The 18,997-nt window shown below is 65.0% G+C and carries 18 protein-coding genes; 10 read left to right on the forward strand and 8 right to left on the reverse strand.

From position 1 onward, the window contains the following. Nucleotides 1–167: 167 nt before the first annotated feature. Together QUV21_RS12035 and QUV21_RS12040 are read right to left on the reverse strand one after the other, a co-directional pair. Nucleotides 168–1,460, reverse strand: a complete 1,293-nt coding sequence (locus QUV21_RS12035) for an HlyD family type I secretion periplasmic adaptor subunit (protein ID WP_300855198.1) — start codon at nt 1,458–1,460, stop codon at nt 168–170. Then, the gene (locus QUV21_RS12040) at nt 1,457–3,211 is read right to left on the reverse strand and encodes a type I secretion system permease/ATPase (protein WP_300855199.1); all 1,755 of its coding nucleotides are present in this window, start codon (nt 3,209–3,211) and stop codon (nt 1,457–1,459) included. The genes QUV21_RS12035 and QUV21_RS12040 overlap by 4 nt, the downstream gene beginning before the upstream one ends. A gap of 140 nt (nt 3,212–3,351) precedes the next feature. Here QUV21_RS12040 and QUV21_RS12045 point away from each other — a divergent pair, with 140 nt between their 5' ends. From QUV21_RS12045 to QUV21_RS12055, 3 genes are all read left to right on the forward strand, one after another. Then, nucleotides 3,352–4,137 (forward strand): VacJ family lipoprotein, encoded by a 786-nt coding sequence (locus tag QUV21_RS12045; protein WP_366907958.1) that lies wholly within the window; start codon nt 3,352–3,354, stop codon nt 4,135–4,137. Beyond that, nucleotides 4,127–4,735 carry a phospholipid-binding protein MlaC gene (locus QUV21_RS12050; protein WP_300855200.1) on the forward strand — a complete coding sequence of 203 codons (609 nt, stop codon included), beginning with the start codon at nt 4,127–4,129 and terminating at the stop codon, nt 4,733–4,735. Before QUV21_RS12045 ends, QUV21_RS12050 begins: the two co-directional genes overlap by 11 nt. Before the next feature lie 126 nt (nt 4,736–4,861). Then, a complete protein-coding gene (locus QUV21_RS12055; protein WP_300855202.1) occupies nt 4,862–5,266 on the forward strand; it encodes a c-type cytochrome in 405 nt (134 codons plus the stop codon). A 73-nt stretch (nt 5,267–5,339) separates the two neighbouring features. Here QUV21_RS12055 and QUV21_RS12060 read toward each other — a convergent pair whose 3' ends face one another. Continuing rightward, complete coding sequence (locus QUV21_RS12060) at nt 5,340–7,622, reverse strand: transglycosylase domain-containing protein (RefSeq protein WP_300855203.1); 2,283 nt, start codon at nt 7,620–7,622, stop codon at nt 5,340–5,342. On the opposite strand from QUV21_RS12060, the gene QUV21_RS17815 reads away from it, so the two are divergent. From QUV21_RS17815 to QUV21_RS12075, 4 genes are all read left to right on the forward strand, one after another. Continuing rightward, the gene (locus QUV21_RS17815; RefSeq protein ID WP_366907960.1) at nt 7,520–7,741 is read left to right on the forward strand and encodes a hypothetical protein; all 222 of its coding nucleotides are present in this window, start codon (nt 7,520–7,522) and stop codon (nt 7,739–7,741) included. The two genes, QUV21_RS12060 and QUV21_RS17815, sit on opposite strands and share 103 nt — an antisense overlap. A gap of 163 nt (nt 7,742–7,904) precedes the next feature. Then, a complete protein-coding gene (locus QUV21_RS12065) occupies nt 7,905–8,243 on the forward strand; it encodes a P-II family nitrogen regulator (RefSeq protein WP_300855205.1) in 339 nt (112 codons plus the stop codon). A gap of 28 nt (nt 8,244–8,271) precedes the next feature. Further along, nucleotides 8,272–9,639 carry an ammonium transporter gene (locus QUV21_RS12070; RefSeq protein ID WP_300855206.1) on the forward strand — a complete coding sequence of 456 codons (1,368 nt, stop codon included), beginning with the start codon at nt 8,272–8,274 and terminating at the stop codon, nt 9,637–9,639. 147 nt (nt 9,640–9,786) lie between these two features. Further along, nucleotides 9,787–10,686 (forward strand): DMT family transporter, encoded by a 900-nt coding sequence (locus QUV21_RS12075; protein ID WP_300855207.1) that lies wholly within the window; start codon nt 9,787–9,789, stop codon nt 10,684–10,686. On the opposite strand, the gene QUV21_RS12080 is transcribed toward QUV21_RS12075, so the two are convergent. The 4 genes from QUV21_RS12080 to smpB all read right to left on the reverse strand — a co-directional run bounded on the left by QUV21_RS12080 (nt 10,667) and on the right by smpB (nt 14,168). Beyond that, nucleotides 10,667–11,545, reverse strand: a complete 879-nt coding sequence (locus tag QUV21_RS12080; RefSeq protein WP_300855208.1) for a DMT family transporter — start codon at nt 11,543–11,545, stop codon at nt 10,667–10,669. The genes QUV21_RS12075 and QUV21_RS12080 overlap by 20 nt on opposite strands. Before the next feature lie 6 nt (nt 11,546–11,551). Beyond that, nucleotides 11,552–12,727 (reverse strand): amino acid aminotransferase, encoded by a 1,176-nt coding sequence (locus tag QUV21_RS12085; protein ID WP_300855210.1) that lies wholly within the window; start codon nt 12,725–12,727, stop codon nt 11,552–11,554. A 15-nt stretch (nt 12,728–12,742) separates the two neighbouring features. After that, nucleotides 12,743–13,606: a 3-mercaptopyruvate sulfurtransferase gene (sseA, locus tag QUV21_RS12090; protein WP_300855213.1), complete on the reverse strand. Its 864-nt coding sequence runs from the start codon at nt 13,604–13,606 to the stop codon at nt 12,743–12,745. Between the two features lie 82 nt (nt 13,607–13,688). Next, nucleotides 13,689–14,168, reverse strand: a complete 480-nt coding sequence (gene smpB / locus QUV21_RS12095) for an SsrA-binding protein SmpB (RefSeq protein ID WP_300855214.1) — start codon at nt 14,166–14,168, stop codon at nt 13,689–13,691. Nucleotides 14,169–14,217: 49 nt separating this feature from the next. Between smpB and QUV21_RS12100 the strand changes: the two genes are divergently transcribed. Continuing rightward, on the forward strand, nt 14,218–14,661 hold the full coding sequence (locus QUV21_RS12100; protein WP_300855215.1) for a potassium channel family protein: 444 nt from the start codon (nt 14,218–14,220) through the stop codon (nt 14,659–14,661). 65 nt (nt 14,662–14,726) lie between these two features. On the opposite strand, the gene QUV21_RS12105 is transcribed toward QUV21_RS12100, so the two are convergent. Then, nucleotides 14,727–16,667 (reverse strand): lytic transglycosylase domain-containing protein, encoded by a 1,941-nt coding sequence (locus QUV21_RS12105; protein WP_300855218.1) that lies wholly within the window; start codon nt 16,665–16,667, stop codon nt 14,727–14,729. Between the two features lie 143 nt (nt 16,668–16,810). Between QUV21_RS12105 and dapA the strand changes: the two genes are divergently transcribed. Beyond that, the gene (dapA, locus tag QUV21_RS12110; RefSeq protein WP_300855219.1) at nt 16,811–17,683 is read left to right on the forward strand and encodes a 4-hydroxy-tetrahydrodipicolinate synthase; all 873 of its coding nucleotides are present in this window, start codon (nt 16,811–16,813) and stop codon (nt 17,681–17,683) included. A gap of 221 nt (nt 17,684–17,904) precedes the next feature. Next, entirely contained in the window at nt 17,905–18,933 is a 1,029-nt protein-coding gene (locus QUV21_RS12115) for a proline racemase family protein (RefSeq protein ID WP_300855222.1), read from the forward strand. The last annotated feature ends 64 nt before the right edge of the window (nt 18,934–18,997 follow it).

Genomic DNA, 18,997 nt, shown 5'->3' on the forward strand with positions numbered 1-18,997 from the left:
GGTGCTGGATCCTTCTGCTTTTGGCCAAGGGTAGCCCGCGGCCCGGGGCGGGGCAAGAGCGGTGCCTTCTGGGGCGGCGTCTTCGCAAGCCATTGAAACAAGGAAAAGACAGCATGGCTCGCCGGGAGGGTTTGTGGCCCCCAGTGCCGCAGAAAACCTGCTGGCGATCAGCTTTCGCGCAAGGCGCGGGAGAAATAGGCCGTGAAGGGTTCCAACAGATAGACCAGCGGCGCGCGTGTGCCGGTCTGAAGGTAGACCTCCACCGGCATCCCGGGCAAAAGCGCCTTGGCGTCAAGTCGGGCCAGCTCTTGCGGGTGCAGGACCAGCCGGGCCAGATAGTAGGCGGACCCGGTCTGCGGATCGTTCAGCGCATCTGCCGAAACCAGCGTGACATGCGCCAGAAGCCGCGGGGTTTCGGCCGAGGAAAGGGCGGAAAGCACGACTTCCGCCGATTGCCCAACCGTTACGGCATCAATGTGGAGGGGTGCTATCCGGACGGCGATGGCCAGCGGGCTGCCGTGCGGCACAAGGGTCAGGATCGGCTCTGCCGCGCGCAGGACTGATTGCGCGCTGACTTGCAGGCCAAGAACGATGCCTGAGACCGGTGCGCGAACCTCCAGCCGGTCAATCCGGTCCTGCAAGGCGCGGCGGGTTTCCGACAGTTCAAGGATGACCGGCCCGATCTCGCGCAGTTCGGTTGCGGCTTCCTCTTGCTGGCGAATGAAAAGGGCGCTGACCTGAAGCTCAATCTCGGTCACCTGATCTTCGGTCCGGGCAAGGGCGGCGGCCAACTCTCCGGCCTGACCGGTCAGCCTTGCAGCCTCGCGGCGCAGGGCAAGAATAGCGGTTTGCGGCACAAGGCCTTTGTCGAGAAGGGTTTGGCCGGCGGCAAGCTCTTCGCCGATCAACGCAAGCTGGCTGTCAATCGCCACCTGTTGTGCAACGATCCCTACGCCTTGGGCGCGGATCTGGGCTATCCGTCGGGCAAGCTGGCCGCGGGCCTCATCAAGCGTGGCGCGGCGGGCTGCGAACAGGCGAAGCTGCCCGTCGATCTGGGACGCAACCTCGGGCGTGGTGATGGCCCGGGCGGCAAGGTCGGCGGGAAAGTCGGGGGCGGCCTTGCCATCGCGCTCGGCCTCAAGGCGAGCGGCCCGGGCGGCAAGCTCGGTCAGCCGTTCCTCGACCTTGCGGAAATCCGATTGCAGCGCCTGCCCGTCAAGGCGCAGCAGCGGGGCGCCGGCGGTCACAAGGTCACCCTCGCGCACGAGGATTTCCGCCACCACGCCGCCGTCCGGGTGTTGAAGCGTCTTGCGGTCATCCGCGACAACGATCAGCCCCTGCGCAATGACGGCACCGGCAAGACGGGCCTGCGTGGCCCAAAGACCAAAGCCTGCAATCAAGGCGAAAAGGGCGGCAAGGCCAAGCATCACCGGCCCACGGACGGACAGATGCGGGGTCATGCCGTGGCCCCCTGACCGATCGCGCGGGCAATGTCGCCCGCATTTCTGACCGCCTCGCGCAAGATGGTATCGCGGGGGCCAGCGGCGGTGAGAGCGCCGTCTTTCAGCACCAGCAGCAGGTCACATTCCTGCAATGCCGCAGGTCGGTGCGCCATGACAAGCACCGCCGCCCCCGCCGCCTTTGCCGCACGCACCGCCTGATTGAGAGCCTGCGCCCCGTCATTGTCGAGACTGGCATTCGGTTCATCAAGGATCAGCAGCACCGGGTCGCCGTAAAGCGCCCGGGCAAGGCCGATCCGCTGGATCTGACCGCCCGACAGGCGGCTGCCGTTCGCGGTGATGCGGGTGTCATAGCCGTCGGGCAGTTGCAGGATCATTTCATGCGCGGCAGCGGCGCGGGCGGCTGCAATGATACGCTCCGGGGTGGCATCTGGCTGAAGGCGGGCGATGTTTTCGGCGACAGTGCCGTCAAACAGCATCATCCGCTGGGGCAGATATCCGATCCATTGGCCAAGGGCGTCAGGGTCATACTGGTCAAGCGTGGCGCCATCCAGCCTGATCCGCCCCGCCGCAGGGCGCCAGACCCCGACCAGCGCCCGCGCCAGCGTCGATTTGCCCGCACCTGACGGACCGATCACCCCCATCGCCTGCCCCGGCCCCAGCGAAAAGCTGACCCCACGGAGCGCCGGGGTACTGGTACCATCGGGGGGGAGGACTGAAAGACCCTGCACCTCAATCCGGGCGGCGGGCCGGGGGAGCGGGGTGCGGGGGTCTGAAAGGGGCGTGCGGCTCAGAAGATCGGCAAGCCGGGCCCTGGCTTGCCCCGCTCGGGCAACGGTGGACCACTGTCCCACCGCCTGTTCCACCGGTTGCAGCGCCCGTCCCATCAGGACCGAGGCCGCAATCATCGCGCCTGCCGAAAGGTCATCACGCAGCACCAGCCAGGCCGCCAGCCCAAGCATGGCCGATTGCAGAAACAACCGGAACGTCCGGGCCAGAACCGACCAGCGCCCGCCGGTGTCCGAGGCGGCCAGGCTGGCGACCATCGCCCGGTCCCGACCGTCTTGCCAGCGGGCGAAGGCGGCAGCAGACATGCCCAGCGCCTGTATCAGCTCTGCCTCTGCCTTCAGGGTTTCGCCCAGCCGGTCGGTGGCAAGCGTGGCAATGGTCGCAGTCTTCAGGGGCCGTTCGGTCCGGCGCTGGTTGGCCCAGCTGAACAGGACCAGCAGCAGGCCACCGGCCACGGCAAGCCAGCCAAGCCATGGGTGAAACACGAACAGGGCCGCGATGAACACGGGTGACCACGGGGCATCGAACAGGGCCAGCAGCACCGGCGAGGCCCAGAAGCGGGCCAAGGCGTCAAGATCGCGTTGGGCGGCAAGGGCGGCGGGATCCTGTGGTGCAAGAGTAAGGCGGCGAAGGGCGGCGGACATCACGCGGGCGTCAAGGCCTTGCTGCAACCGGGCGCCGACCCGCGCCATCACGCGGCCGCGGGCATGGTCCAGAAGCCCCAACAGAAGAAACAGGAACGCCATCAGCAGCGACAAGGCGACCAGTGTTTCAACCGAATGCGACGCAAGTACCCGGTCATAGACCTGCAACATGTAAAGTGGCGCTGTCAGCATCAAGAGGTTGACGAATGCGGAGAAGACGAAGGCAATCGCCACCCCTTCGCGCAATGCGGCCCGGGCGGCGGCCAGTTCCGCCAGCCCGGGGGCAAGGTCGATCCTTGGGTGCGGCGTTTCGGCCATGGTGCCTTCCTTGGGCGTCATCCCGCCATGCGCGACCGATCTGCCACGCTTGGTCGTTGTCTTGGGCAGTTCACCGACTTATGCCTTGCCAAGTGCTTTTTGGAGCTATGGTAAGCATCTGCGGGTTGCAGGACGTTAGGATGATGGGTCTGAAGATTTCATTGACAGCAGGCCGGCTGGCGCGAAGTTCGGCACTTGTGGCGGGCCTTTGTCTTGTCGCTGCTTGCGCCGGGTCGCCCGGTGCGGACGGTATAAACGACCCCTATGAGGCGACCAACCGCCAGACCCATGACTTCAACCGTGGTGTCGACCGGGTGCTGATCGGGCCGGCGTCAAAGGGCTATGGCGGGATCGTTCCGGAACCGGTGAAGCGCGTGGTCGGCAATATGGCCCGCACGCTGGACCTTCCGGGTGACATCGCCAACAACCTGCTTCAGTTGCGGCTTGGCGACGCGGCGGAAAACACGCTGCGGCTTGCCGTCAACCTGACCATGGGCGTGGGGGGCATCTTCGATGCGTCAACCGCGATCGGGCTGCCGGGCAAGCCGACCGATTTTGGCGAGACCTTGCATGTCTGGGGTGTGGGCGAAGGGGTCTATCTGGAGGTTCCCTTTGCCGGTCCGTCGACCGCCCGCGATGCCACCGGGACGCTGGTCGATCTGGTGCTGAACCCGGTTCGGCTGGCGCTGCCCGAGCGCGAGGCAATGGCTGCGACGGCGATGAAGCTGTTCTCACGGCTTGGTGACCGGGACCGGTTCTCGGAAACCGTGGAATCCATCCTATATGAAAGCGCAGACAGTTACGCGCAGGCACGGCTTCTGTATCTGCAGAACCGGCGATTCGAGCTTGCCAAGAAGGGCGGGTCCGGCGCTGGTGCCGCAGACGACGATTTTATCGACCCTTACGAGGATCCTTATGGCGAATGATCTTTTCCTTTCGCGCCGCAGCTTTGCGGCTGGCCTTGCTGCCGGTGCGGCCTTCTGGCTGCTGCCCAGGGGCGCTGCGGCGCTGACAGTGGATCAGGCGCGGGGGCTGGTCGACAAGACCGTCGCCGACATCAACAGCATCATCAACTCGGGTCGGGCGGAAAGTGCCATGCTGGCCGATTTCGAAAAGCTGTTCGCCCGCTATGCCGATGTGCCGACCATCGCGCGGTCCGCCCTTGGCCCGGCGGCGCGGCAGGCGTCCAAGGCCCAGCTTGCTGCCTTCACCAAGGCGTTTCAGGGCTACATCAGCCGCAAATACGGCCGCCGCTTCCGCGAATTCATCGGGGGCCGGATCGAGGTGAACGAGGCCCGCGCGCTGAAAAGCTATTTCGAGGTGGTCTCGACCGCCTACCTGCGCGGCGAAGCCCCGTTCGAGGTGCGCTGGCATGTCAGCGACAAGGCGGGCAAAAGCCTGTTTTTCAACATCATCATCGAAGGCGTGAACATGCTGGCTTCGGAACGCACCGAGATCGGCGCGCTTTTGGACCAACGCCGTGGTGATCTGGACCGGCTGATCGCCGATATGGCGAAACTGTAAGGCGGTGTTCGAGGGGCAAGGCCTTGTTCTGGCGTCCGTCTAACATCCCCTGCACCCTATGCCGAAACGAAGGTGACGAGCGCTTGGCGTTTTGGTAGCCTGCACCCCGATTGATGGAGTAAGCGGATGCATCTTCGGACAATCCTTCTTGCATTTGCCCTTGCCACTCCGGCCTTTGCGCAAGAGCCGGATGCGCAGGCTGGGCGGGATATTTACCTGATGCAATGCTGGCAGTGTCATGGTCAGGACGCCTCGGGCAACGGGCCAATGGCGGAAATGCTTGCGATCACGACACCTGACCTCACTAGGCTGTCCATCAGGAACGGTGGCGTGTTCCCTTTGGAAGCCGTCGCACGGCAGATTGACGGGCGTGACCCTTTGTTGGCCCATGGGGGCGAAATGCCGATCTACGGGCCGTTCCTCGACACCGGCAAATCGGTTGCGCTGCGTCTGCCAAGCGGGCAGCCGATGATGACGGGATTGCCCTTGGCAAATGTGATCGTCTACCTGCAATCGATTCAGGTCGAATAGCAGGGTCAGCCGTCTTCCGGCCAAGGCGTCTCAGGGGGCCACCACAGCCCGGCATATTGGCTGCGCGCCGCGATCAGTTCCCCGCCGTCCCCAGCACCTCTCGCAGGATCTGTTCGGCAAGATCGTCCTCGGTTGCCCCCGGAAGCGGCAAGGGGGCGGTGTAGGCCTCGGGCAGGGGTTCCTCGTAGAACTGGCCGTTGTAGGCCGGGGCGTTCGGGTCGTCGAAATATGGCACGTCCTCGGGCGCTATGGCGCCGCCGCCGGTGCCAAGGTCGCCACCGGGTGGCAGCGGGGCATAGCCTGACCGGCCGAAGTCCATGTTCAGCGGCTTGGCTGGCATGCCCTCGTTGATGCGCACCATCACCTCATGCCAGATTTCCGCCGGCAGCCCGCCGCCGGTGACGCCGGTCAACGGGCTGTTATCGTCATAGCCCATCCAGACCCCCACCACATAATCGGCGGTGAAACCCACGAACCAGGCGTCGCGCGCGCTTTGGGTGGTGCCGGTCTTGCCCGCCGCCTGCCGGTCTGTCAGCCGCGCGCGGCCACCGGTACCAGTGTTCAACACCTCGGACATCATGTAGGTCAGCGCATGCGCCGCGTTCTCCGAGATCACCCGTTCCCCGATCCCGCCGCCGGCACCGAACAGGGGATCGGTTTCACCCTTCAGCCGCAACTCCTTCAGCCCGTAGGGCGTGACGGATGACCCGCCGTTCAGGATCCCGGCAAAGGCGCCCGTCATCTCGATCAGGGTGGATTCCGACACCCCCAGCGCCAGCGCCGGGCCATCGGCCATGTTCGACGCGATCCCGAAATCGGTGGCAACCTGCCGCACCAGATCCCGCCCCACCGCCTCGGACACCCGGACTGCCGGGATGTTGCGGCTTTCGGCAAGGGCCTGGGTCAGGGTGATCGTGCCTTTGAATTCCTTGTCATAATTCTGTGGTGACCAGTTTCCCGAACCGGGGGTGTAGATCGACAGCGGCGTATCCTCGACATAGTCGAGCGGGCTGTAGCCAAGGTCCATGGCCACGGCATAGATGAAGGGCTTGAAGGTGGACCCGGTCTGGCGCAGCGCCTGCGTGGCGCGGTTGAAATCCCCCGCGTTCGGGATGTTGCGTCCGCCCACCATCGCGCGCACCGCGCCATCCGCGCTCATCACCACAATGGCGGCCTGCGCTTTCGAACCTTCCTTGACCTTGTTGTCAAAGACCCATGCCAAAGCCTCTTCGGCCTTCTTCTGGATCGCCTGATCCAGCGTGGTTCCGATGATGACATCTTCGGTCGTGTCGTGGGCAAGGTAGTCGGGCGTCGTTTCCATCACCCAGTCCGCGAAATAGCCGCCGGATTTCTGCTTGGCGGCTTCCGACAGGCGGGCGGGGTTCTTGCGGGCCTCGTCAGCCTCGGCCTTGGTCAGATAGCCCTGGTCCTCCATCAGGCCGATCACCACCGCGGCGCGGCTTTGGGCGCGGTTCAGGCTGGCCGTGGGGGCAAAGGTAGAGGGCGCTTTCAGCAGGCCCGCCAGCATTGCCGCTTCGGCCGGAGTCACATCCCTGGCGGACTTGCCGAAATAGCGCTGGGCGGCGGCCTCGAAGCCCCGGGCGCCCGCGCCCAGATAGGCGCGGCCGAAGTAGATCGTGAGGATTTCTTCCTTGGTATATTTCGCCTCCATCGCCATGGCGAAGGGGACTTCCTTCAGCTTGCGCCAGATGCCACCCTGACGGCAGTCCCTTTCGTAGTCTGCCTCGGACTTCCACTGGGTCGGGTCATAGACGACGCCAAGGCACAAAAGCTTGGCAACCTGCTGGGTGATTGTCGAACCGCCGTTGCCTTCCAGCGGGCCGCGCCCTTCCGACAGGTTGATGCGGATCGCCGAGGCGATGCCCCGCGGCGATATGCCGAAATGCCAGTAAAAGCGCTTGTCCTCGGTGGCGACAACGGCGTCGTGCAGATAGGGCGACACGCTGCTTGCGTTCACCAGCCCGCCAAAGGTTTCGCCGCGCCAGGCAAACACCTTGCCCTCGTTGTCCTGCAGGGTGACAGACCCGCGGGCGCGACCGTCGACCAGATCGGTCATCGGCGGCAGCTGGGCATAGAAATAGTAGACGATGCCGGCAAGGATCAGCGCGCTGATCGCGGTGGCCCGCCAGACCACGGCCCAGAAAGCCCGCCACAGGAACAGAAGGCCGCCAAGAATCAGCCCATGCTGACGCCGAGGCTTGCGGGGGCGGCTGGCCTTGCGCTGCGGTTTCGGTGGGGCAGGTTTGCGCGGCCCGCCGGAAGCCGACTTCGCGCTGCCCGAAGAATAGCGCCTGTCCGCGACAAGGGGTTTGCCCCCCCGGTTTGATGTTGCCATGCCTGCTGCCCGCCGCTTTTGACGAAGGCCGATTTTCGGCCCGATTGGCCCGCAAGATAGCAGCTTTCGCGGGAAAGCGAAGTCAGGCGCGGGACGATTCGGATTGCTCTACTGCCTAAAATTTAACCTTATGGCAATAAGTGATCAAAAATTGTGCATAATCACCTGAATCAAACCCCTTTGGAGCCGCCACTCACTTGTGCTGCACCTGCATTGCCCGGCGTGATTGTGATCGAGGGTCCCGTGCCCTGGGGTGCCTGCCAGAGACAAAAGGGGAAGAACGTGAAGCTCATCATAGCAGCAATCAAGCCGTTCAAGCTGGAGGAGGTCCGCGAGGCGCTGACCGCCATCGGCGTGCGCGGAATGATGGTGACCGAGATCAAGGGGTTCGGCAGCCAGTCCGGCCATACCGAAATTTACCGCGGTGCCGAATACGCCGTGAACTTCGTGCCGAAAGTTCGGCTCGAGATCGTCGTCAGCGACGCGCTGGCCGATCAGGTCGTCTCGACGATCCAGAAGACGGCCAAGACCGACAAGATCGGCGACGGAAAGATTTTCGTCCTCGACGTGCAACACGCCGTGCGGGTGCGCACCGGCGAAACCGATGACGATGCGCTGTGACGCGCGCGGGGAAGGGGAAACAACCAAAATGAGCAACATGATGAAACTCTCTGGCCTTGGCGCGCTTGGCGCGTCCTTGTTTGCCAGCCTGCCAGTCTGGGCGCAGGAAGCGACCACCGAGACGGCAGAAGCCGCAACCGAGGTTGCCGCCGAAGTTGTTCCGGTGATGGACAAGGGTGACGTGAGCTGGATGATGGTTTCGACCATCCTTGTCCTGTTCATGACCATCCCTGGTCTTGCCCTGTTCTACGGCGGCCTTGTGCGCGCCAAGAACATGCTGTCGATCCTGATGCAGACCACGATGATCGCCTGCGTGATGATGATCGTCTGGGTCACCTATGGCTATTCCTTCGCCTTTGGCGGCTCGGAAAGCGCCTTCTGGGGCGGCACGGCCAAGATGTTCCTTGCCGGGGTCAATGCCGACAGCATGGCGGCGACCTTCTCGGATGGATATGTCATCCCGGAATACCTGTTCATCGCCTTCCAGATGACCTTTGCGGCCATCACCCCGGCGCTGGTCATCGGTGCCTTCGCCGAACGGGTGAAGTTCAGTGCGGTTCTGGTGTTCTCGGTGTTGTGGGCGACGTTCTCCTACTTCCCGATTGCACACATGGTCTGGGACGCGAATGGCTATCTCTTTGCCAAGGGCGCGATCGACTTTGCCGGTGGTACGGTGGTTCACATCAACGCCGGGATCGCGGCGCTGGTCGGCTGCATCGTGATCGGTCCCCGGATCGGCTATGGCAAGGACAATATGGCACCGCATTCCATGGTGCTGACCATGGTCGGGGCTTCGATGCTGTGGGTTGGCTGGTTCGGCTTCAACGTCGGGTCCAACCTTGAGGCAAACGGCGGTGCAACGCTGGCGATGATCAACACCTTCATCGCAACGGCTGCGGCGACCGTGGCCTGGGCGGGGCTGGAAGCCATCCAGCGCGGCAAGGCCTCGATGCTGGGCGCTGCTTCGGGGATGATCACCGGTCTGGTGGCTGTTACCCCGGCCTGTGGCACGATCGGCCCGATGGGCGCGATCCTGCTGGGTATCGTGGCGACGCTGGCAAGCTACTTCTTCGTCACGGTCGTGAAACTTCGGCTGAAGTATGACGACAGCCTTGACGTCTTCGGCATCCACGGTGTCGCAGGCATCGTCGGCGCGGTTCTGACCGGTGTGCTGACGGCCTCGGCCTTCGGCGGTGTCGGCGACGAGGACTTTGCGATGCTGGCGCAGCTCTGGATCCAGATCGAGGGCGTGCTGATCACCATCGTCTGGTCCGGTGTGGTGTCCTACATCCTGTTCAAGGCGATCGACATGACGATCGGTTTGCGGGTGGACAACGACACCGAGCGTCAGGGTCTTGACCTTGCGACGCATGGCGAGCAGGCCTACCACAGCTAAGACAGAGACCATCGGTGGCAGGCCCCTCCTCCCGGCCTGCCACCACAAGACGACGGCCCGCGGGAACCTCCCCCCGCGGGCCGTTTCACTTTGCGGGTTTCGGCTACCCGGTCCGGGCGCTAGGGTCGGCCCGCAACAGGAGGCGGGATGCAAAGCGAAGGCAGACCCTTGCGCGGGGTGGCGCTGGTGGTGGCGGCGACCTTCCTGTTTGCCGTGGCCGATACGCTGGGCAAACATCTGGCCATGCTTTACGCCACGTCGCTGATCCTTGCGGCGCGCTACGGGGTCAATCTTCTGATCGTCACGGCGGTCATGTGGCCACGCCACCGCGCGGCACTGTGGCGCACAGAGCGGACCGGGTTGGTCATCCTGCGCGGGCTATGTCTTGCCATCGCTTCGATCACCATGCTCTTGGCGCTGCGGGTGATGCCGGTGGCCGAGACGGTGGCGATCATCTACATCACGCCGGTTCTGGTGATGCTGGCGGCTGGCACCGTGCTGGGCGAACGGGTCAGCCTCTGGGGCTGGATCGGTGCCGGGCTTGGCTTTGTCGGTGTGCTGCTGGTCGCGCGCCCCGGCAGCGGGCTGGACCCGTGGGGCGTGGCGCTGGCGCTGGTCAATGCGGTCCTTGCCACCGGCTATCACCTTCTGACACGCGTGCTGGCGCGCAGCGAAACCACCATGGCAATGATGTTTCATACGGCCCTTGTCGGCACGGTGGTCTTTTCCCTGCTGGTCGTCGTGCTGCATTCCGGCGAGGTGCCTGACCTGCCTGACCTTGGCCTGATGGTCAGCCTTGGCGCGCTGGCGACGGTGGCCCATCTGATGTTCACCAGCGCCTACCGGGAAGCTCCGGCGTCAACCCTTGCCCCGGTCAACTACATGCACATTGCCTTTGCCACGGTGCTTGGGGCGCTGGTGTTCCGCCAATTGCCCGATGCGCTGGGCTTTCTTGGCATGGGTGCCATCGCTGCCGCCGGGATTCTGGCGGCATGGCAGGCGTCGCGGCTAAGGTTCGGCTTCAGCCTCAGCGGCTGGCGAAAGTGATCAGGGCGGTGCCAAGAACGGCCAGACCCGCCCCGGCCCAGGCCGTTGGCCCGGGCGCGCGGCGGGTGACCCACCAGACCATCGGCAGGATCAGGATGGGCGTGGTCGAGGAAAGCGTGGTCACGATCCCCACATCGCCATGCGCCAGCGCCGCCATCAAGAGCGACATCCCAAGAAAGATGCCCGAAAAGGCCGAGGCCCCGATCCGCCGCCTGTCCTTTGGCAAGGGTTGCGCCGCAGGGCGTAGCGCCGGAACCGCCAGCAGCGCCAGAAAGAACGCAGCCCCCAGCCCCGAACGGATTGCCATCGCGGCGAACGGCTCGGCCCCTGCCTGCATTGCCGGGCGGGCCAGCAGGCTGCCCGTCGCCTGCCCCAACGCGGTAATCACGCCAAGTGCCAGCCCAAGACCAAGCGTCCTTGGCCCTCGCGCACCTTCACACCCGTCGGGGCCGATGAGCGCCAGCACGATCCCCCCCAGGATAAGCGCCACGCCGGCACCCTGTGTCAGATTCACCGTCTCGTCCCGGAAGTTGTAGCCAAGGATCAGCGCGAAGGGGGCGGACAGGGTAAAGACCAGCGCATTCAGCCGCGGCCCAAGCAACTGGATCGTCGCAATGAAGGTCGAGGTGGCCAGCATGATCCCCGCTACCGAAGACCCCGCCAGCCAGAAGAACTCGGCCATCCCGATGCTGCGCCAGCCACCAAAGGCAAGCGCAACGGCAGCCGTCATCGCGAAAGCCAGCCCCATCTGCCAGCGCGCCAGCTGCAAGGCACCCACGCGCCCTGTGACGCTGTCGATCTGCATGGCAGACAGCGCAAAGGTGGCCGCCGCAGCAAGGGAAAGTGCTACGGCAAGCATGCGGTGTCAGATCACCTGTGCAATCGCGGCGGCAAGGATCGGCACGGTCCGTGCGTTCAGCCCCGCGATGTTGATCCGGCTGTCGCCGACCATGTAGATGCCATGATCTTCCCGCAAGCGGTTCACCTGCGCTTCGCTCAGGCCAAGGCGGCTGAACATGCCCCGGTGAGTGGCCACAAAATCGAATCGGTCGGAGTTGGTGGCGCGGCGCAGCTCATCGGCAAGCTGCTTGCGCAGGCCCAGCATGTTCTGGCGGACCTCCTCAAGCTCGGCCTTCCAGTCAGCAGTCAGCGCGGCATCTTCCAGAATCATCGTCACCACCCGCGCACCATGGTCGGGCGGGAAGCTGTAGTTCTGACGGTTCAGGAAGTTGAGGTTGCCCTGCACCACGGCCTTGCGCTCGGGGCTTGTCAGCGCGATCAGGATCCCCGTCCGTTCACGGTAGATCCCGAAATTCTTCGAACAACTGGCCGCGATCAGCACCTCGGGGAAGGCCGCCGCGATCTTCCGCGTTGCAGCGGCGTCTTCTTCCAGCCCGTCACCAAAGCCCTGATAGGCAAGGTCGACAAACGGCACCGCGCCCTTCCTTTGCAGGACGGCGATCACCTGATCCCACTGGCCCGCATCCAGATTGGCCCCGGTCGGGTTGTGGCAGCACCCGTGCAAAAGGACCGCATCACCCGCCGCCACGCCATCCAGGTCAGCCATCAGCCCGGCGAAATCGATGCCCGAGGTGGCGGTGTCGAAATATCGGTATTCGGCCATCGGCATGCCAAGATACTTGATGATCGAAGGGTGGTTCGGCCAGGTCGGCGCCGAAAGCCACACCTTTGCCGCCGGGGTGGCCATGCGGATCAGTTCCAGCGCCTGCCGGATCGCCCCCGTGCCGCCCGGCGTGGCAACCGACGCCGCCCGGTCGGCAAAGCCGTCGCCAAGGATCATCCCCACCAGTGCTGCGTTGAAGGCAGGCTCACCGGCCAGACCGGTGTAGGTCTTGGTGGTCTCAACCTCCCACAGCTTCTTTTCCGCCGCCTTCACCGCCCGCATCACCGGGGTCAGGCCGGTTGCGTCCTTGTAGACGCCGACGCCAAGGTCGATCTTCGTGGTCCGGGGATCGTCCCGATACATGGCGATCAGTTGCAGGATCTTGTCCTGCGGCTGGGGGGTCAGGGTCTCAAGCATCGTGTCCTCTGGGCTTCATGGCCCGGTTGCGACCCGCAGGTCGTCATACATGCCCCATTCGGACCACGATCCGTCATAGAGCGCATGGTTGCGGTGGCCGATCCGTTCCAGCGCCAGCGACAGAACCGCCGCCGTCACGCCAGACCCGCAGGTGGTGATGGCAGGCTTGGTCAGGTCTACGCCGGCTGCCTCGAAAACCGCTTTCAGCGCCGCGGGGGGCTTCATCGTGCCATCCGGGTTCAACACGTCCGCGAAGGGCAGGTTCCTTGATCCGGGAATATGGCCGGACCGCAGGCCGGGGCGGGGTTCCGGCGCTTCGCCCCGGAACCGGGCGACGGCGCGGGCATCGATGATTTCAGCCTCGGCCAGCTTGGCGGCATGGGCGACTTGCGTCACGTCCTTCACCAGATGGTTCTGGCGGCTGACGGTCATGTGCCGGTCGCGCACGATCGGCGGCATATCCTCGACCTCGCGCCCCTCGGCCTGCCATTTGGCAAAGCCGCCGTCCAGAACGGCCACATCGGTCTTGCCCATCAGCCGGAAGGTCCACCAGACCCGGGCGGCCGAAAAGATGCCCATGCTGTCATAGACCACCACCTGATGCCCGTCCCCCACACCCATCGTGCGCATCCGGCTGATGAACTTTTCCGGCGGCGGGGCCATGTGGGGCAACTCGGAGCGCAAGTCGGCGATTTCGTCGATGTCGAAAAACCGCGCGCCGGGGATATGGGCCGCGTCATACTCGGCCTTCGCATCCCGCCCTGATCCCGGCAGGAACCAGCTTGCATCCAGCACCCGCAGATCGGGGTCGCGCAAATGGGCTGCAAGCCAGTCGGTCGAGACCAATGTCTTGGGGTCATCCTGCGGCGAAGGGGTCATGGCGGCTCTCCCGGGGGGTTTTCGGGATATATCCTTGCCACCCGCGCCGACGCAAGCGCGCAAGCGGAGCCGTGACGACCGGTCAGCCTTGGCTGTTCTGCTTCATCAGCCGCGCCTTCTGCCGGTCCCAGTCTCGCTTGGCGGATGTCTCGCGCTTGTCGGACAGCTTCTTGCCCTTGGCGATGCCCAGCTTCAGCTTCACGATGCCGCGGTCGTTGAAATACATCTTCATCGGCACGATGGTCATGCCTTCGCGGCCTACCGCGTTCCACAGTCGCGACAGTTCCTTGCGCGAAACCAGCAGCTTGCGGCGACGGCGTTCCTCATGACCCCAGGTCTTGGCCTGAAGATAGGGCGCGATGTAGCTGTTGATCAGCCACAGTTCGCCCCCCTCGACCGAGGCATAGCTTTCGGCAATGTTCGCCCCCCCCTGCCGCAGGCTTTTGACTTCCGAGCCGAAAAGCATGATCCCGGCCTCAAGATCGCTTTCGATGTGGTAATCGAATCGCGCCCGCCGATTTTCGGCTATGAGTTTGGAATTGGGATCAGACTTTGCCACCATGATAGGTGTCAGATAAGGACTGGGGCAAGCTTAGTCCAGAAGGGAAGACATGCTGGTTCAGATCGCGCTGGGAACGGGGCTTCTTATCCTCAACCTCGTGGTCATGGCTGTGGCCGCGCTTCTGCTGGAGACCGCCTTCCGGCGAAGCCATCCTTGGCTGGTTTCCCAACCGCAGCGGCCGAAACTGCTTTTGATGCTGGTTGGCGTCGGTCTTTGGGTGCTTGCCGTCATCACATCTGGTGTCTGGATCTGGGCCACCACGCTGCACATCCTGGGCGCCTTCACCACCCTCGAAGAGGCGATTTACTTCGCGATCGAGTCCTTCACCACGCTTGGTCTTGGCGATGTGGTGCCTCGGAAGGAATGGCGCATTCTGGCAGCGATGACGGCAGTAAACGGTTTCCTGAGCTTTGGCTTGCTGACCGCGCTTCTGGTCGAGGCGCTGCGGCAGGTCCGGCTGGCACAATTGGAAAGGCTTCACCACAACAGGTGACACAATCCGAAAGCCGCTGGCAAACGGCGTCGACCCAGGATCTTGCCGGGAAGAGTCTCTCGGTTTCAGCCCTTCAGTTCATTCGTGATCCGCACTGGCCCGACCGCACCTTTCAGCTTGGCGCGGTAGATCACCACGCCTTCGGCCACCCGCATCACATAGGTCCGCGTTTCGGTGAAGGGGATGGTTTCCACCCAGTCAACCACATCCACATCCGGGCGGCGCGGGTCTCCGAATTCACCGATCCAGCGGCGCGGGCGGCCGGGGCCTGCGTTGTAGCCCGAAGCAATCAGCGCGATGGAAGGGCCGAATTCCGACGCCATCTCGGACAGATAGGCAGCCCCCATGGCCACGTTATAGGCCGGGTCCGAGATCAGCTTGCCTTCCTCGAAGGGTTTGCCCAGCTTGCCCGCCATCAGCTTTGCCGTGCCGGGCAAGACCTGCATCAGACCCCGCGCGTCTGCCGTGGACCGGGCGGCCGGATCGAACTCGCTTTCCCGGCGTGCGATGGACAGCGCCAGCGCGCGGCTGACCTTCAATCCATCCGGCACAAAGGCTGGCACCGGGTAATAGGCCGAGGGCAGGATAACGCCGCGTTCGGCCGCGGCCTTGCCGATCAGCACGGCCAGATGCGGCTCTTGCCAGTCCAGCACCATGGCCGCCATCTGGGCCAGCCCCGTGCGGTCCTGCGTTTCGCCAAGATGCAGCAGAAACCGCTTGGCAAGGTTCAGATCGCCAGCCGCCCGCAGCAGACGCGCGGCCTCCAGAACCGAAGACTGCGCAAAGGCCGCTCCGCGCCAGTCTGGCACCGCGAGGCCGGACAACAGGCCGGAATCCAGCGTCATGCCCAGCCGTTCGGCGGCCAAGAGACCGTAATAGGCCGTTTGATGCACGGCCGCCGCCTGAAAGTCGGCAGTCCCGTCCTGACCCGACGCATCACGCGCGCGGCCCAGCCAGTAATGCGCGCGCGCAAGGCTGATCGGGGTAGAAACGCCCGACAGAAGCCGCTCGAAATGGGTCAGCGCCGTCTTGGGGTCATCCAGCCGCCGCAGCGCGATGAAGCCTGACAGGAATTCCAGATCGGCATAGTCGGCTCCACCGGTCAGATGATGATTGGCCGCCACCCGGTAGGCTTCTGCCGCGCGGCCTTGCCGCAAGAGCCAGCGCGTCAGGATTGCCCGGCGCGGCGCCCATGCCTGCGGCCGACCAAGTGCCTCGGCGCTGGTCGATCTTTCGACGATCAGGACCAGAGCATCATCGTAAAGGTCGCGCTTCATGCGCCAGATGAAGCGGTCATGGGCCATCCCGGCGTCGCCCTTCCGCGCCGCCGGAACCGCGTCGATCACCGCCGTCACGCCGGGCGTTTCGGCCTGCAAGGCAATCCGCGCCTTGGCCAGCGCCTGAAAATCCTTGCCCACGCGTGGCAGCATCCGCTCGGCCTCATTGCGCTTGCCGTCCCACAACAGACGGTCCAACCGCAGATCGTGGACAAAGCTGACGGCCTCGGGTTTCAGCGCGATCAGCGCCGCTTCCTGATCGGGCGTGAAGGACAGCTCGGCCCAGGCCCGCATTGCCTCGGTCTCGGCCTCGGCCACCCGGCCCGCAGCGACCAGCGCCCGGACATAGGCGATGGCCCCCTCTCCGGTCGCAGGCGGGGCAGAGGCGAACCACGCGATCACCCGCGCGGGGTCTTCGGACCGGGCGACCGCCTCTTCGCCCTTCTGGCGCAGCAGGGGCAGGCCCGGCCAATCCGGCCGCCGGGCCAGAAACGCCTCATAGTCGCCCAGCCGCCCGTCACCGGCGCGCAGGCGCTGCCATTCGATCACGTCACGCCCGACACCGGACGGGGCCACGGCCAGGGCGCCATCCCAGTCCTTGCCCGCTGCCACCGCAAGGGCGGTGCGCATGGCCTGCACCTCGTCAGCGCGGGCATGGGTGGCGTGCAGAAGACCCAGTGACAGAAGGATCAGCCGAAGGAAGCGAAGCAGGGCAGGAGGTGTTTTCATGCCGCTGAATCTGCCTGACCGGCCCCGGACCCACAACCCACGACTGCGCGAGCGGCAAGACTTGGCTTTGCACGGGGCAGCGGCTATGAGAGGCGCGTTTGCAGCCGGGCGGGTTCCGCCCCCAACAGGTAAGGAGATGCGTCATGATCAAGGGGTCCATTCCAGCCCTGGTGACGCCGTTCAAGAACGGCGAGCTTGATCTGGTGACGCTCAAGAAACTTGTGGACTGGCACATTGCCGAAGGCTCCACCGGTCTTGTCCCGGTGGGGACGACCGGCGAAAGCCCGACACTCAGCCACGCCGAACATCAGAAAGTCATCGAGGAAGTCGTCGCCGCGGCGGCTGGCCGGGTGCCGGTGATCGCGGGCGCTGGCTCGAACAATACCGTGGAAGGCATCAGCCTGATCCGCCACGCCGAAAAGGTGGGGGCCGACGCGGCGCTGGTGGTCACGCCCTATTACAACAAGCCCACACAGGCCGGCCTGATCGCGCATTACACCGCGCTGCACGACTGCTGCACCCTGCCGATCATCATCTACAACATCCCCGGCCGTTCGGTCGTGGACATGCTGCCTGACACCATGGGCGCACTGGCAAGGCTGCCCCGGATCATCGGCGTCAAGGACGCCACCGGCAAGATCGAGCGCGTCAGCCAGCAGCGCGCTTCTTGCGGCGCGGATTTCATCCAGCTGTCGGGTGAGGACGCAACCGCGCTTGGCTTCAACGCGCATGGCGGGGTTGGCTGCATCAGCGTGACGGCAAACGTCGCCCCGCGCCTCTGTGCCGAGTTCCAGGCGGCCACGCTGGCCGGCGACTATGCCAAGGCGCTGGAGTATCAGGACCGGCTGATGCCCCTGCACGAGGCGATCTTCATCGAGCCGGGCCTTGTCGGCGCCAAATATGGCCTGTCGCTTCTTGGCCTCTGCTCCGAAGAGGTCCGCCTGCCGCTGGTCGGGCTGACCGATGGCACCAAGGCGAAGATCAAGGCCGCGATGCAGCACGCCGGGCTGATCTGACCGCTTCGGCCGTTCGGTCCCGATTGCACCCCGCCCTTGCGCGCCGAATGGCTTGCAAGGGCTTTCGCAGTGTGTGGCCGGGCCGACGGCAGGCAAAGGTGTCTTTCGGCCGAACGAACACCGCCCGGACAGGGGTCGGACGGGGACCGGACGGACCCCCTTCGCGACGGCTTGTCATTTCCGCCCCGCCCGCGCACCTTGCCCCCGCAACGGAGGCCACGATGCGCAGTTCCAAAACCATCCATGTCATTTCCGCCCATGCCGAGGGCGAGGTCGGCGATGTCATCGTCGGCGGTGTTGCCCCGCCGCCCGGCGCGACGCTGTGGGAGATGCGCGAGGCGCTGTGGCGCGACCAGACCCTGCGCAACTTCGTGCTGAACGAACCGCGCGGCGGTGTGTTCCGCCACGTCAACCTGCTGGTACCGCCGAAAGACCCGCGCGCCCAGATGGGCTTCATCATCATGGAGCCCGAGGACAACCCGCCGATGTCGGGGTCGAACTCGATCTGCGTGGCGACGGTTCTTCTGGATAGTGGAATCATCCCGATGACCGAGCCCGTGACCGAGATGGCCCTCGAAGCCCCCGGCGGGCTGGTGACGGTGCGGGCCGATTGCCGGAACGGCAAGGCCGAGCGTATCCATGTCCGCAACCTGCCGTCCTTCGCCGACCGGCTGGCGGTGCCGCTTGATGTGCCGGGCCTTGGGCGCCTGACCGTGGACACCGCCTACGGCGCCGACAGTTTCGTCGTGGTCGATGCCGAGGCGCTGGGCTTCACCCATGCGCCCGAAGACGCGCATGCGATGGCGAAGCTGGGCGTGCAGATCACCACGGCGGCCGACGCTCAGCTTGGCTTTTCCCACCCCGAAAATCCCGACTGGCGGCATTTCTCATTCTGCCTCTTCGCAGGCCCCCTGACCCGCGTGGCGGACGGCTGGGAGACGAAACACGCCGTTTCGGTCCGCCCGGGCAAGATCGACCGCTCCCCCACCGGCACGGCGGTTTCGGCCCGGCTGGCGATCCTCGCGGCACGCGGCCAGATCGGCCCGGGCGAGGTCTTGCGGGCCTATTCCCTGATCGGAGGGCAGTTCGAGGGGCGGATCGTCGGGGCCGCGAAGGTCGGCCATCTGGACGCTATCCTGCCCGAGATTTCGGGGCGGGCCTGGATCACCGGGACGCACCAGCACATGCTGGACCCTGCCGATCCCTGGCCGCAAGGCTACCGGCTGTCCGACACCTGGGGCGCGCGGTGACCCTGCTGTCACCGCGGCTCGTCGAGCACTTCGCGCACTCGTCGCACAGACCCCCGACGAAAAC

Source organism: Tabrizicola sp., from assembly GCF_030373185.1.
Lineage (GTDB): Bacteria > Pseudomonadota > Alphaproteobacteria > Rhodobacterales > Rhodobacteraceae > Tabrizicola.